Genomic DNA, 13139 nt, shown 5'->3' with positions numbered 1-13139 from the left:
CCGTCATGAGATATGTGTGAGTTTTAAGATTGCCCAAATTTCTGATTGCCATCTGTTTGCAGATAAACAGCAAATCGGCTATCAAGAAATTAATCCTTATTTAAGCTTACAGAGTATCTTGAGTGATATTGCACTGAATTGTCCGGATCTTGTGGTGGCCAGTGGTGATATCAGTGCAGATGAAAGTCAAAGCAGTTATAAGCATTTTTCCCAGCTGTGGCGAGACAGCCAGATATCCGTGCCGTTACTTGTGATCCCGGGTAACCACGATCATCTTGCCTATTTAGATAACGTGCTCAATGCATCCGCGGGTTGGCCTGTATCACGCAGCGTTGGGCAGTTTTGGCAAGTGCATGGACTGAATACTAAATCCAAAGGATCTGGGGGGGCGCTTTCAATGATGCAACTCGATTATATCAGTCAGCAAGTAACAGCTAACCCCCACAGTCATCACTTGCTCGTGGTGCATCATCATCCCTATGCATGCGGTGGCTGGATGGACAACCATGCATGGGACAATGGCGACGAATTTTTAGCGCGAGTACGTGAACATAAGCAGATTAAAGCCGTTATTTATGGGCACATTCATCATGCAAGTAAGTTACAAAAAGGTCACAGTTTATATATGTCAGCCCCTTCTACTTGTTGGCAATGGGCCAATAGTGATAGCTTCGCTGCCACTGATGAGGCGCCGGGTTATCGGTTAATCAGCCTTGCTGATAATGGGCATCTCGACAGTAATCTCATCAGAATTTAACGGAAGATTCATGACGCAGAAAATACGCGAAAAAGTGGTTATCTATTTACATGGTTTTTTAAGCTCCCCTCAATCAGTCAAGGCACAGCAAACCAAAGCGTTTGTGACCGAGCATTACCCAGAGCTAATATTTTATATCCCTCAATTAGATAACCATCCTAAACCTGCGGCTAAGATGCTAGATGAGCTGGTTGCCCGTCATCCACATGCCGATTTCGGCTTTATTGGCAGCTCAATGGGTGGCTATTTTTCCAGTTACTTACTTGAGCGTTATGGTGGCAAAGCAGTACTTATTAATCCCGCGGTGCAACCATATAATTTATTGGCAGACTACATGGGTGAGCATATCAACCCCTATACTCAGCATCGTTTTTTTCTGGATGAATCCCATACTCGCGACTTAACGTCGTTTGATACTCCGATATTGGCAAATCCACAAAACTATTGGGTATTATTGCAAACGGCTGATGAAACCTTAGACTATCGTCAAGCACAGCAGAAATATGTGGGGGCGAAATTAACCATCGAACAAGGTGGTGATCATAGCTTTCAAGGATATGAGCGTTTCTTAGCAGATATTTTTCAGTTTCTACTGCACGAGTAAATGAAGATTGGTATAACATGAACCTAACGGCTCAAGCATATCGTCAGATAATTTTCGTAAACAGCCCACAACTATAATAAGAACTATGTCTAATCAATATAACGCAGATGCAATTGAAGTATTAAATGGCCTTGACCCGGTCAAACGTCGTCCTGGTATGTATACAGATACCACGCGACCTAATCACTTGAGTCAGGAAGTCATCGACAACAGTGTGGATGAGGCACTCGGTGGGTTTGCCAGTTCGATAAAAGTGGTTTTGCATGCCGACCAATCATTAGAGGTAACAGATGATGGGCGAGGCATGCCAGTGGATATCCACCCTGAAGAGGGGATCTCTGGTGTTGAATTGATCATGACCAAGCTGCACGCGGGTGGAAAGTTCTCCAATAAAAATTATCAGTTTTCTGGTGGTTTGCATGGGGTGGGAATTTCTGTTGTCAACGCGCTGTCTAATCGAGTGGAAGTCAGTATTCGCCGAGACGGAAACGTCTATCAAATAGCCTTTGAAAATGGCGATAAGGTTGAAGAGCTTAAAGTAATTGATACCTGCGGTAAGCGCAATACGGGTACCCGTGTGCATTTTTGGCCCAATGCGCAATATTTTGATTCGGCAAAATTCTCTGTCACCAAGTTATTACATGTGCTGCGTGCAAAAGCGGTGTTATGTCCTGGATTACGTATTCGTTTTGACGATAAAGTCAGCAAAGAAACCCATGAATGGTATTTTGAAGATGGTTTAAAAGATTATTTATATCAATCAGTTGGTGAAAGTATAACGCTGCCAGTTGAAACACCTTTTGTCGGCGCTGTAAGCGGTAATACTGAGGCGGTTGATTGGGCGGTTATTTGGTTGCCAGAGGGCGGTGAAATGATCACCGAGAGTTACGTCAACCTCATTCCTACTGCTCAAGGTGGTACGCACGTAAATGGTTTGCGCCAAGGTCTGCTTGAAGCGATGCGTGAGTTTTGCGAGTTTCGAAATTTGTTACCTCGTGGGATTAAGCTAACGCCAGAGGATATCTGGGATCGCTGCAGTTACGTTTTGTCGACCAAAATGCAAGATCCCCAATTCGCAGGCCAAATAAAAGAGCGCTTGTCGTCCCGTCAAGCAGCAGCATTTGTGTCAGGTATCGTTAAAGATGCCTTCAGCTTGTGGCTAAATCAGCATACGGATGTCGCAGAGCAACTCGCTGAGATGTGTATAAGCAATGCACAAACACGATTGCGCCAAAGCAAGAAAGTGGCCCGTAAAAAAGTTACCCAAGGCCCAGCGTTACCAGGGAAATTAACGGATTGTTCGACGCAAGATACTGGGCGCTCTGAACTATTCTTAGTAGAAGGAGACTCAGCTGGTGGTTCAGCGAAGCAAGCGCGGGACCGTGAGTTTCAAGCCATTATGCCATTGCGTGGAAAAATCTTAAACAGTTGGGAAGTAGATTCATCTCAGGTACTGGCATCACAAGAGATCCACGATATATCGGTGGCTTTGGGGATTGATCCTGATTCTGACGATTTAAGCGGATTACGCTACAACAAAGTCTGTATTTTGGCCGATGCTGATTCCGATGGACTACATATTGCGACCTTATTATGCGCATTGTTTGTTAGACATTTTAGGGCTTTAGTCGACAATGGCCACGCCTACGTTGCCATGCCCCCACTGTTTCGAATTGATATTGGTAAAGAAGTCTTTTACGCCTTAGATGAAGGCGAAAAGCAGGGCATTTTAGATCGTATTGCCGCTGAGAAAAAACGCGGTAAAGTGAATGTACAACGCTTTAAAGGCTTGGGTGAAATGAATCCGTTACAACTGCGTGAAACGACTATGGATCCGAACACGCGCCGCCTGGTGCAACTGACCATAGAAGATCCAGACGATATGATGGAAACCATGGATATGTTATTGGCCAAAAAACGGGCTGGTGATCGTAAGTCTTGGTTAGAAAGCAAAGGCAATATGGCGGACGTTTAGTTCGCTTTTAACTATTCATTTTTATATCTACAAGGGTTTGTTTTGCCGCGATTTCTGAAAGTTTTATTGCTTATTTTGCTGCTTATAATCGGCTTGATTATGGGGTTGTTTATTGCCAGCGTTGAAGAGCAGCCTTTGGTGGTAGCGACGAGCGCAACACAAGTCAACGACGCTGAATCTGTTAAAGAGCTTATCGAGCAGATAAAGCTAAGTGTAAAAGACCGCACGTTAGACCAGCAAATTCCTTTGAGTGAAAATCAGCTAAATAGCTTAGTTGGCTTCCTGCAACGTGCGAAAGAGCAGTTTCAGGGGCAGGTGAATATCACGCCACTGGCAAGCAGTATCTCTGCTAGTTATCAGTTACCGAATAACCCTGTTGGTCGTTATGTGAATTTCAGCGCCTTGATCCATCCTGGTCAGGGGCTGCAATTGTCGGAAGTGCGCTTGGGTAGCATAGTGTTACCAGGTAGAGAAACATTACGCACGCTAGTCTGGCTAGCTGATTGGTGGACAAATAGTAGTATCGCCAGCCAGTTTGTAGAGCAAATTGATAGTATTCGTATGTTCCAAGGCAATATGATTATTGCAATGCGTCCATTGGATACGTTTCTACGTAATTTGAAAGATCTGAAACGCGAGATTGGAGCAGATACTGATTTAAGTATTGCTACTGCACACTACTTGCGTTTCTTAGCGGATTTAGATGTGGGGAAAGAACAAGTATCTCACTCTCTGGCGCGTTATATTCAACCGTTATTCGCCGAGGCGCTAAGTCGGTCGACATTTGATAATGCAGATGAAGAAAACGAAGCAGCCATTATGGCGTTAGCAACCTACGCTGGGCACCATAGATTTTCCAGTTTTGTGGGAGATGTGCAGCCGCACCCGAAACACATCGCTGCACCGCGCAAAATGCCGACGTTAATGAACCGGGCTGATTTAAGTCAGCACTTTATTTTTTCAGCGGCCATTAAAGTGTTGTCTGAACAAGGTCTCACTGCTGCTATAGGTGAATTTAAGGAGCTAATGGATCGCGGGGAAGGAGGCAGTGGCTATAGCTTTGTAGATTTAGCAGCTGATCATGCAGGCGTGAAGTTTGCTCAGATAGCGACAGATACGAATACTGCATTTGCAATGCAACGTCTCTTAGCACAGTCGGGCAGTGAAGAGCCGTTTTTCCCAGATATGCAGTCACTACCAGAAAATATTGATAAGGCGAGCTTCACGCAACGCTTTAAGCAAGTTGATAGCCCTGAATATAAAATGTTGTTGATCGAAATTGACCGACGCATTGCGCTATTACCTATAAGCCAATTGGAGACTAATCGGTAATAGATTGCGCAAAGAATATTATTCTATGTAAAGTGAAATGATAGGACATCAAAATAGGGTCAGGCTAATGTCCCGTAGTCTTTGAAAAAACATTTATCACTATAACGCCAGCCAGAATAAGCAGTATGCCAAGTATAGCGGCCATGTCAGGTAAGGTTTTTGTCATAACAGCGCTGACTGTCGCGATTAACACAATCCCCATACCTGCCCAAATCGCATAAGCGATACCAACGGGCACGGTTTTAAGCACCAGCGACAAAAAATAAAATGCAGTTACATAACCCACCACGCACACCGTACTGGCGAAAGCATGGTTAAAGCCATCAGAAGCCTTTAACGCTAATGTGGCAATAACTTCAGCAATAATCGCTGCGCCAAGATACCAATACCCCATTCTATAATCCCTTAAACTGTGCGTTGATAAGAGCTTATTAAACTTTAACGCTGACCTGAAACTGATTGAGTGTAGTTAATAGCAATTCAATTTTTTTAACGACTTTTGGTAGGGCCTGTTTTTGCTGTTCAGTTTCGAGCTGACTCAAGTTGGCAATATCCTGAGCAAGTTCTTCTACGTATGGCTTGAAAAAACGACCGCTGGCAGTAAAACCAGAATCGCTAGGGAAAATAGCATTGAACTTGCCTTTTCCTGAGCTTTGAAGCTTGGCAATAATCGCGTCTGCGTCAATTGATTTACGATAAATTAGTTGCGCGTTCTCAGTTAGTTTTTCAATAATAGTTTGCATGTTTATTACTTAATCAGTTGAAGGGTTAAAGTTTTATACGTAGTGGTCGATACACCGAAGAGCGGGCGATTTTGCCTGCTTTTCAACTTTGCTACAAGCAATAGGGGTTCTGGTATGGACATTCAAGGAAGCGCTGCTTCTGGATCATCCGGTGCGACGCTTGAAATAAAATCGTTGCAGATGGCTAAATCCCAGCAGCAACAAGATGGTCAAGCGACGCTTCAGCTTCTCGAATCAGCAGCTGACGTACCATCTTCTTCATCAAATCCTAGCTTAGGTTCTGTGGTAAACACATTTGCCTAATTAGGGATGAAGATTTAAATCAATTGGTGTTTTACCGGGTTGGCCGCCTATCTCACGAACGAGCTTAGGTACCAGAAATCCCGGTAAGCGCTTTATCATTCCCGCCATAATACCTTTGGCTATTTCATCGTCTTGGTCAAAATGTTGTGCCCCTTGCACTTTATCCATCACGTGTAAGTAGTAAGGTAATACACCCGCATCGAATAACCGTTCACTCAACGCCACTTGAATCTCAATATTGTCATTTATGCCTTTCAGTAATACGCCTTGATTAAGCAGCGTAACCCCAGCATCTGACAGCTTTTTCAGGGCATTAGCCAACGGTTGATCAATTTCTTGTGGATGGTTGATATGTAACACCATCACAGGTTTAAGCCGCGTTTTTGTGAACCACTGAATCAGTTCAGGCGTTATACGCGACGGGATCACTACTGGCAATCGAGTGTGAATACGGATCCGTTTTATATGGTCAATATTGGCAATTTCTTGAGTTAACCAAGCCAAAAAGTCATCTTTGGCCATTAGTGGGTCACCGCCGGAATATATGACCTCATTGATATTTGTATCTTGCTTGATGTAATCCAAGGTTTCTTGCCACTCTCGTTTATTCAAATGGTTATCTGAATACGGAAAGTGACGACGAAAACAATAGCGACAATTGATCGCACAGCCACCGCGAACGAGCAACAAAACGCGGCTTTGGTATTTATGTAATACACCCGGTTTGTCGTTATTCTGTTCTTTTAGCGGATCAAGTAGGTAGTTTGGGTCAATTAAAAATTCTTTTTTACTGGGAAATACTTGACGAAAAAGCGCGTCGTTTGCATCGCCTTTTTTCATTCGCCTAGCAAACGGAAGAGGCACGCGCATAGGAAATAAGCGCCGTGCAGCGATATCGTCCTCGAATAGCTTAGGATCTAAATCCAAGTAAGTTAGCAGAGCAAGTGGATCTGAAAAAGCACTTGAAAGTACTTTTTGCCAGTTGTTCTCTACAGCAATGAGTTTTTTAGGTATTATTTGCGTCAACTAGATACTCTACACAGTTAATTGATTACGAGGAAACATGGCTACTATCAGCACTAATGAGTTCAAAGCGGGCGTCAAAATTATGCTCGACGGCGAACCTTGCAACATTCTTGAGAACGAATATGTTAAACCAGGCAAAGGCCAAGCCTTTAACCGCGTTAAGTTAAAAAAGCTCATCTCAGGTAAAAGCCTAGAAAAAACCTTTAAATCAGGTGAGTCGTTTGAAGCTGCAGATGTCATGGATGTTGAGCTGTCATATTTGTATACCGACGGTGAATTTTGGCATTTTATGAATAATGAATCATTTGAGCAAATCGCAGCAGATGAAAAAGCGGTTGGCGATAACATTAAATGGTTAGTTGAAAACGATAGTTGCACCATTACTTTGTGGAATGGTACACCGATTGTGGTTAGTCCTCCTAACTTTGTAGAATTGGAAATAACAGAAACCGATCCCGGCCTTAAAGGTGATACCGCAGGCACTGGCGGTAAACCAGCAACATTGACGACTGGCGCTGTTGTTCGTGTGCCTTTATTTGTACAAACGGGTGAAGTGGTTAAAGTTGATACGCGCAGCGGTGAATACGCTTCCCGCGCGCAGAAATAAGTAAACGCTAGTGTTTAAGAGCTCACGTAAATGTGAGCTTTTTTATGTCTGTAAAGGAAGTCATGATCAATAACAGCTCACACGTAAATTGGCGACCAACAGCCGACATCCAATCTTTACGTCAGCGCGCCGTAATCATTGCAAATATTCGACAATTCTTTGCGTTGCGAAATGTATTGGAGGTAGAGACACCCTGCTTGAGCAATGCCACAGTGAGTGACCTGCACATGCGGGCTTTTTGTACGCAGTTTAATGATCCAATGTCGCCGCAACAGAAGACGCTTTATCTTCAAACGTCGCCGGAATATGCTATGAAACGCTTACTCTGTGCTGGCAGTGGCCCTATATACCAAATTGCGAAGGCTTTTCGTAACGAGGAAGCAGGTAAGTACCACAATCCCGAATTTACCATGTTGGAATGGTATCGACCTGATTTCGATCATGTGCAATTGATGAACGAGCTAAACGAATTGGTGCAACAAATTGTCGGTTGTGAGCCTAGCGATCGAATGACTTATCAGCAGGCTTTTAAGGAGCATTTATCCTTAGACCCGCTAAGCGCGTCATTAGAAGAGCTGCAAACACGAGGATGCGCCTTAGGCTATGAACATATTTGCCGGGACGAGCAAGATAAAGACACTATTTTACAGTTGCTGTTTAGTCATGAAATAGAGCCTAATATTGCCAAGCAACGCCCCTGTTTTATCTATGATTTTCCTGCTAGTCAGGCTGCATTAGCGCGGATTAATTTGCAAGACGAACGGGTTGCCGAGCGGTTTGAGCTGTACTACAAAGGAATTGAGTTAGCCAATGGGTTTCACGAATTAGCCAATGTTAGTGAGCAACGCCAACGATTCGATGCGGACAACGCCCAGCGTCGCGCCTTCGATTTACCGCCAGTCGTCACAGATGAATTTTTTTTAGCCGCCCTTGAATCGGGATTACCTAACTGTGCAGGCGTTGCTGTGGGCATTGATAGATTAATAATGCTAGCGCTAAATAAAACAAAAATAGCTCAAGTCATTGCGTTCAATTATCAAAATGCATAAATTTATGTTTCAACGTACTCGTAAATTGCATATATCGACTATAGTTATTTGAAGGAAGCCGTATAGACGTAGAATTGAACTCGTATGCAGATAGTACCCAGTCCCCCTTCTCATCAAACCAAAGCTTATCAACAAACCTCAGTTGAAAATAATCTAACCTTAGTTTGGTACTTTTCAATTGTGGCTTTAATTGGCTTTGGTGTGCATTTGTTGCATCACTTACGTCTAGGAAATGACGCATTTAGTGAGCAGATGATGCCTTATCTGACGGTTTACGTTTCTAATGTGCTGTATGCATTACTCAATTTGTTTCTGTTGCCTTATGCTCGAGCAATATCTAGAACGTCGTGGCGAGTGACGTTACTCGAATTGATGTACCCAACATTCTTAGCTTTTATGGCGACTGTGCTATCTATTTATACCAGCATTCAAGGGCACGGTCCGGTACCTTTTATCATGGGTATGATGGTCATTGCCATGTTAGTACAAGGCCACTTGGCATTTTTGTTCTGTTTATTATTTCTGTGCTGGGTGACGGTCAGTCTCGGTTTGTTATATGAGCTGCCTATTGAGGATGCCTCGTCACCTATCTTGACTTGTTTTACCTCTATGCTGATTGCTATTTTTATCGCTCGATTAGCTGAGCGCTCTAGGGTCGATCAGTTTGAAATACTGCATGAACTGCACGAAAAAAATAGCTTGTTAGAAGAACTAGCCGTTCAGGACCCGCTAACAAAGTTAAATAACAGGCGTTATTTTGCCAATAAATTAGAATCAGAGACAGCTCGCAGCTTACGCTATCAGCATCCATTGGGGCTGCTGATAGTTGATGTAGATGATTTTAAAAAAATTAACGATAGCGACGGTCATTTGATCGGAGACGAAGTGCTTATCGAGATAGCTCGGCTAATCAGTCAACAGTTGCGTTCAGATGATATCGTTTGTCGGCTTGGCGGTGACGAATTTGTTATCTTATTGGTGGAAGCAGATGTGGAGCAGTCTAAGGAAATTGCGACGCGGATTTGTGATTCAATTAATGAGAATAAATTTGCTCGAACAAGTCACAAAGTCACTGTTAGCATTGGCTACGCTCAATATACAGGTCAGCCCTTGGGGAACTTTATGCAGCAAGCTGATAAAATGATGTACACCTCTAAAAAACGCGGTAAGAACCAAGTGGCGTTTTTTGGTTATGACTTCAATTCCCAATCTATCAAATAGTGAAGCAATGATGGGCCGTTTTATGTTTGGAATTTGATTCTGTGCATCAAAGTTCATACCATAGGCCTGTTATTAACCTCTTAAGATATTGCTATGCAACCAACACTTTGTGCACTTCAACAAGAATGGATCACTCTTCAAAATCAGTACGATAGCTACGAGAAATTTGCCTGTGTTATTAAGCTGGTATGTATTAGCCTTGTAGCGGTAATGCTGTTACTCAGCGCGTCTATCTTATTAGTCGTTGCACTCATCTTCGTTCTTTGGCTGCAAGAAGGGATTTGGAAAACCTTTCAAGCACGTATCGAAGTGCGTTTGTTATCGATCGAACAAGTATTATCCAAGCAAGAAGAGACGCAACACAGCAATCAACTTGCAATGCAATTCAATTCTACGTGGCTGAATACCAGACCCCGTGTGCTTGGATTGCTCAAAGAATACGTAACGTCAGCACTAAGACCAACGGTAGCATTGCACTATATACTGCTGATAGTGATTGTGATATTTGCCAATTTCGGAATGTTTGCGGGGAGCATTTAGCGTGCACCCTCCATTTGTTGGCATACAATCGCGTAGATTCAATTTGCGATTATTAAATGATGCTGACGCAAGTTTTATATTAGGGTTATTAAATGAGCCTGGTTGGTTGAAATATATCGGCGATCGCGGTGTGCATACCCTAGACGATGCTAAAGCATATATTCTTTCAGGGCCTCTAGCCATGATTAAAAAATACGGTTTCGGACTATATTTGGTTGAGCGACAGGAAGACCTTATGCCGGTGGGATTGTGCGGGTTATTGCAACGAGACGGGTTAAATTGGCCTGATATAGGTTTCGCTTATTGTGACCAGTTTCGCCGGCAGGGAATAGCATTTGAAGTTGCCCAAGCAACATTAGAATATGCGCAAAGTGTACTTAGGCTAACAAAAGTCGCTGCACTTACGGCGACAAATAACGAAGCCTCAATAGGACTGTTAAGAAAGCTTGGCTTCGCCTACGAACGTCAAATTGCGCTAAGTGGACAGGCTGAAGCCAGTAACTTGTATCTTAAAGCGTTGTAGTCCGGCTAGACCGGAGGTAAAACAACTACTCGCTTTATCAATACAGGTTTTATCGGAACATCTGCCCATCCCCACGTAGTGTCATAGTCTGTTTCGACTTGAGATATTGCATCAAGTATCTCATTACCTTCAACCACATAACCGAATACGGTATATCCCCAGTCACGACCAGGATCTAAACTGACGTTGTCGTTCATATTAAAAAAGAACTGACGATTCGAAGAGTGGGGGTCTTTTTGGCGGGCCATGGCGATGGTGTACATTTCGTTTTTTAAGCCATTACCTGATTCGTTTATGATATCGGCGAACGACGGTTTCTCCGCAAAATCCACATCATATCCGCCGCCCTGTACAATAAAATCAGCCACTACTCGGTGGAATATGGTGTCTTCATAGCTTCGTTTATCTACGTAGCGTAGAAAGTTGTTGACTGCAACTGGCGCACGAGAGCGGTCTAGCTCAACGGTAACGTCACCCATTGAGGTTTCTATTTTCACCCTAGGGTAAAAGTTATCGGTTTGAATTTGGCTGCCATCGTCTTTTTGTTTTGCAAAGACTGGGGCACTAATAAGAAAAATACTGATAAATAGGGCACGTAACATTATAAGCTCCTGACTACTTCTTGATAGCTGATAAAATACTGAATTTACGATCACTTGCAAGTACCTTGTAATGACCGAATAGTCGTTTAATCGTTTGCGGATAGTCTAAATGTCGATTGCCAACGACGCGCAATTCCCCGCCATGCTTGAGGATACGTTTACTGTCGCGGAACATTTGCAGCGCAATATGATCCGTAATGGTATTTTGTTGATGAAATGGCGGATTACATAAAACTATATCGACCTGCTGAATCTCTTTACCATTATGGCCACCAGAATGGTCACCAGATTGAGGATACTCATCTAAGCAGTTACTGACGATAAACTCACATTGAGATAATTTGTCAGGCATATTTTGTGCGATGTTTAGCTTTGCTGATGCAATAGCCATAAAAGACTCGTCAACAAAAACAACCTGCGCTTGTGGAGATTGCTGCAAAATATGTAGGCCCAAAACGCCATTTCCACATCCTAAATCAACCACCTTTTTATTATTAGCCTCAGGTAAGTGAGCCAACAATACACGTGCACCTATGTCCAGCTGTTGGCGTGAAAATACGTTGGCAAGGTTATTCATTATGAATTCGCTGCCGTCGATTTTCCACTGAGTAGGGTAAGGGCTGCTACTGTTTTTAATACCGTCATATTGGCAAAAAATCAAACGGGCCTTTTTCTTCGCGAGTGAAGTGGTGGTCAGGCCTAAATGCTTCTCAAATAGCGCTAAAGTAGACTTTTGAATGGCATTCGCTTTGCCCGTGGCGATAATTTTTGTGTCTGGGGTGACACATCTTTGTAAATCAATTAATTGCTGTTCCAGTAGCGCTAGGGTCTTTGGGAGTTTAATCAATACTAAATCAGCTTTCACGGCAGGTTGATAAAGGCTGTTGTGCGCGGTGACTTGTTTTTCGGGGACATTATTGCGCTCAAGATTGAGTTCAAGCGCCTTGTGTGCCACATATGAATCGCTTATCCACAACGGTGAACGGTTAGCAAACCAAACGCCAAGTGCACCAAAGTCATCGTTGTATATGAAGATGTTTAAATCTTGGCGATCTGCCATATTGTATTCAGCGTATTCAATTAAGTATTCGTCAGCGGCATCCCATGCTTGCCAACTGATATGTTGATTTTCCGCTGGATAGCGCAATAATTGATAGGTTTGGTCTAAAAGCGTGAATTCTGTTTTCATTTATTTCTTATATATTGGAGTTTACTTGCAACAATCTAGTTTATTTCCTTCGGAAGCATCGACCGAACCAGAAATACTGCCTTTACCTGATGGAAATATCCGCTATTTTAACCATTTTCTATCCACTGAAGAAGCGGACCATTATTGTACTCGACTGCTTGGTTCATTAGCGTGGCGTCAAGATCATATCAAATTGTACGGTAAACAGGTTAAAATCCCACGCTTACAAGCTTGGTACGGTGATAATGATGCGTTGTACCAGTATTCAGGGCTAAATTTACGGCCCAATTCCTGGAATGACGAGCTTAAAGAGTTACGTGAGCGCTGCGAAGCAGTGTGTAACGTTCGTTTTAATTCGGTACTGGCAAATTGCTATCGTGACGGCCAAGACAGTATGGCCTGGCATAGCGACAACGAACCCGAACTCGGGCGTTATCCGGTAATAGCCTCCTTAAGTTTGGGGCAAGTGCGTAATTTTGATTTGAAGCATCGTATAAGTGGCGAGAAACATCGTTTACCGTTAGAGCATGGTAGCTTGTTAATTATGGCGGGGGGCACCCAGCAATTTTGGCTACACAGTTTAGCTAAAACCAAAAAGTCATTGGCCCCACGGATTAACTTAACCTTTCGTTTGGTCACGCCAAATCTAAGGCGATAATCGATTTACG

At 43.2% G+C, this 13139-nt stretch carries 16 protein-coding genes; 11 read left to right on the top strand and 5 right to left on the bottom strand.

Features of this window, described 5'->3' with window-relative positions:
* The first annotated feature begins 16 nt into the window (after window positions 1–16).
* From GQR89_RS18785 to GQR89_RS18770, 4 genes are all read left to right on the top strand, one after another.
* Window positions 17–757 (top strand): metallophosphoesterase, encoded by a 741-nt coding sequence (locus GQR89_RS18785; protein ID WP_158771497.1) that lies wholly within the window; start codon window positions 17–19, stop codon window positions 755–757.
* Window positions 758–767: 10 nt separating this feature from the next.
* A complete protein-coding gene (locus GQR89_RS18780; RefSeq protein WP_158771495.1) occupies window positions 768–1361 on the top strand; it encodes a YqiA/YcfP family alpha/beta fold hydrolase in 594 nt (197 codons plus the stop codon).
* Between the two features lie 85 nt (window positions 1362–1446).
* Window positions 1447–3336 (top strand): DNA topoisomerase IV subunit B, encoded by a 1890-nt coding sequence (gene parE / locus GQR89_RS18775; RefSeq protein WP_158771493.1) that lies wholly within the window; start codon window positions 1447–1449, stop codon window positions 3334–3336.
* A gap of 42 nt (window positions 3337–3378) precedes the next feature.
* Complete coding sequence (locus GQR89_RS18770; RefSeq protein ID WP_158771491.1) at window positions 3379–4668, top strand: hypothetical protein; 1290 nt, start codon at window positions 3379–3381, stop codon at window positions 4666–4668.
* Window positions 4669–4732: 64 nt separating this feature from the next.
* On the opposite strand, the gene GQR89_RS18765 is transcribed toward GQR89_RS18770, so the two are convergent.
* Both GQR89_RS18765 and GQR89_RS18760 read right to left on the bottom strand, forming a co-directional pair.
* Window positions 4733–5062 carry a multidrug efflux SMR transporter gene (locus tag GQR89_RS18765; RefSeq protein WP_158771489.1) on the bottom strand — a complete coding sequence of 110 codons (330 nt, stop codon included), beginning with the start codon at window positions 5060–5062 and terminating at the stop codon, window positions 4733–4735.
* 37 nt (window positions 5063–5099) lie between these two features.
* Entirely contained in the window at window positions 5100–5411 is a 312-nt protein-coding gene (locus tag GQR89_RS18760; RefSeq protein WP_158771487.1) for a hypothetical protein, read from the bottom strand.
* Between the two features lie 114 nt (window positions 5412–5525).
* Here GQR89_RS18760 and GQR89_RS18755 point away from each other — a divergent pair, with 114 nt between their 5' ends.
* A complete protein-coding gene (locus GQR89_RS18755) occupies window positions 5526–5714 on the top strand; it encodes a hypothetical protein (RefSeq protein WP_158771485.1) in 189 nt (62 codons plus the stop codon).
* On the opposite strand, the gene epmB is transcribed toward GQR89_RS18755, so the two are convergent.
* Complete coding sequence (gene epmB, locus GQR89_RS18750) at window positions 5715–6740, bottom strand: EF-P beta-lysylation protein EpmB (protein ID WP_158771484.1); 1026 nt, start codon at window positions 6738–6740, stop codon at window positions 5715–5717. It abuts the gene before it with no gap.
* Between the two features lie 37 nt (window positions 6741–6777).
* On the opposite strand from epmB, the gene efp reads away from it, so the two are divergent.
* The 5 genes from efp to GQR89_RS18725 all read left to right on the top strand — a co-directional run bounded on the left by efp (window position 6778) and on the right by GQR89_RS18725 (window position 10680).
* Window positions 6778–7347: an elongation factor P gene (efp, locus tag GQR89_RS18745; protein WP_158771482.1), complete on the top strand. Its 570-nt coding sequence runs from the start codon at window positions 6778–6780 to the stop codon at window positions 7345–7347.
* Between the two features lie 62 nt (window positions 7348–7409).
* Window positions 7410–8396, top strand: coding sequence for an elongation factor P--(R)-beta-lysine ligase (gene epmA, locus GQR89_RS18740; RefSeq protein ID WP_158771480.1), 987 nt, complete (start codon window positions 7410–7412; stop codon window positions 8394–8396).
* A gap of 84 nt (window positions 8397–8480) precedes the next feature.
* Window positions 8481–9617 (top strand): GGDEF domain-containing protein, encoded by a 1137-nt coding sequence (locus tag GQR89_RS18735; protein ID WP_158771478.1) that lies wholly within the window; start codon window positions 8481–8483, stop codon window positions 9615–9617.
* A gap of 93 nt (window positions 9618–9710) precedes the next feature.
* A complete protein-coding gene (locus GQR89_RS18730; RefSeq protein WP_158771476.1) occupies window positions 9711–10157 on the top strand; it encodes a hypothetical protein in 447 nt (148 codons plus the stop codon).
* Between the two features lie 43 nt (window positions 10158–10200).
* Window positions 10201–10680 (top strand): GNAT family N-acetyltransferase, encoded by a 480-nt coding sequence (locus GQR89_RS18725; RefSeq protein WP_158771475.1) that lies wholly within the window; start codon window positions 10201–10203, stop codon window positions 10678–10680.
* Between the two features lie 5 nt (window positions 10681–10685).
* On the opposite strand, the gene GQR89_RS18720 is transcribed toward GQR89_RS18725, so the two are convergent.
* Together GQR89_RS18720 and GQR89_RS18715 are read right to left on the bottom strand one after the other, a co-directional pair.
* Window positions 10686–11282, bottom strand: a complete 597-nt coding sequence (locus GQR89_RS18720; RefSeq protein ID WP_158771473.1) for a peptidylprolyl isomerase — start codon at window positions 11280–11282, stop codon at window positions 10686–10688.
* Window positions 11283–11295: 13 nt separating this feature from the next.
* Entirely contained in the window at window positions 11296–12471 is a 1176-nt protein-coding gene (locus GQR89_RS18715) for a methyltransferase (protein ID WP_158771471.1), read from the bottom strand.
* 25 nt (window positions 12472–12496) lie between these two features.
* Here GQR89_RS18715 and GQR89_RS18710 point away from each other — a divergent pair, with 25 nt between their 5' ends.
* The gene (locus tag GQR89_RS18710; protein WP_158771469.1) at window positions 12497–13129 is read left to right on the top strand and encodes an alpha-ketoglutarate-dependent dioxygenase AlkB; all 633 of its coding nucleotides are present in this window, start codon (window positions 12497–12499) and stop codon (window positions 13127–13129) included.
* Window positions 13130–13139 lie beyond the last annotated feature (10 nt).

It is taken from the genome of Paraglaciecola sp. L1A13 (assembly GCF_009796745.1).
GTDB lineage: Bacteria > Pseudomonadota > Gammaproteobacteria > Enterobacterales > Alteromonadaceae > Paraglaciecola.
Note: the sequence above shows the minus strand (reverse complement) of the source record. Positions and strands in the feature narration are given on the sequence as shown.

Bases quoted from the DNA above. Each gene is read 5' to 3' on its own strand.
- GQR89_RS18780 (WP_158771495.1), top strand. From the start codon at position 768: ATGACGCAGAAAATACGCGAAAAAGTGGTTATCTATTTACATGGTTTT.
- parE (WP_158771493.1), top strand. From the start codon at position 1,447: ATGTCTAATCAATATAACGCAGATGCAATTGAAGTATTAAATGGCCTT.
- GQR89_RS18765 (WP_158771489.1), bottom strand. From the start codon at position 5,062: ATGGGGTATTGGTATCTTGGCGCAGCGATTATTGCTGAAGTTATTGCC.
- GQR89_RS18760 (WP_158771487.1), bottom strand. From the start codon at position 5,411: ATGCAAACTATTATTGAAAAACTAACTGAGAACGCGCAACTAATTTAT.
- GQR89_RS18755 (WP_158771485.1), top strand. From the start codon at position 5,526: ATGGACATTCAAGGAAGCGCTGCTTCTGGATCATCCGGTGCGACGCTT.
- efp (WP_158771482.1), top strand. From the start codon at position 6,778: ATGGCTACTATCAGCACTAATGAGTTCAAAGCGGGCGTCAAAATTATG.
- epmA (WP_158771480.1), top strand. From the start codon at position 7,410: ATGATCAATAACAGCTCACACGTAAATTGGCGACCAACAGCCGACATC.
- GQR89_RS18735 (WP_158771478.1), top strand. From the start codon at position 8,481: ATGCAGATAGTACCCAGTCCCCCTTCTCATCAAACCAAAGCTTATCAA.
- GQR89_RS18730 (WP_158771476.1), top strand. From the start codon at position 9,711: ATGCAACCAACACTTTGTGCACTTCAACAAGAATGGATCACTCTTCAA.
- GQR89_RS18720 (WP_158771473.1), bottom strand. From the start codon at position 11,282: ATGTTACGTGCCCTATTTATCAGTATTTTTCTTATTAGTGCCCCAGTC.
- GQR89_RS18715 (WP_158771471.1), bottom strand. From the start codon at position 12,471: ATGAAAACAGAATTCACGCTTTTAGACCAAACCTATCAATTATTGCGC.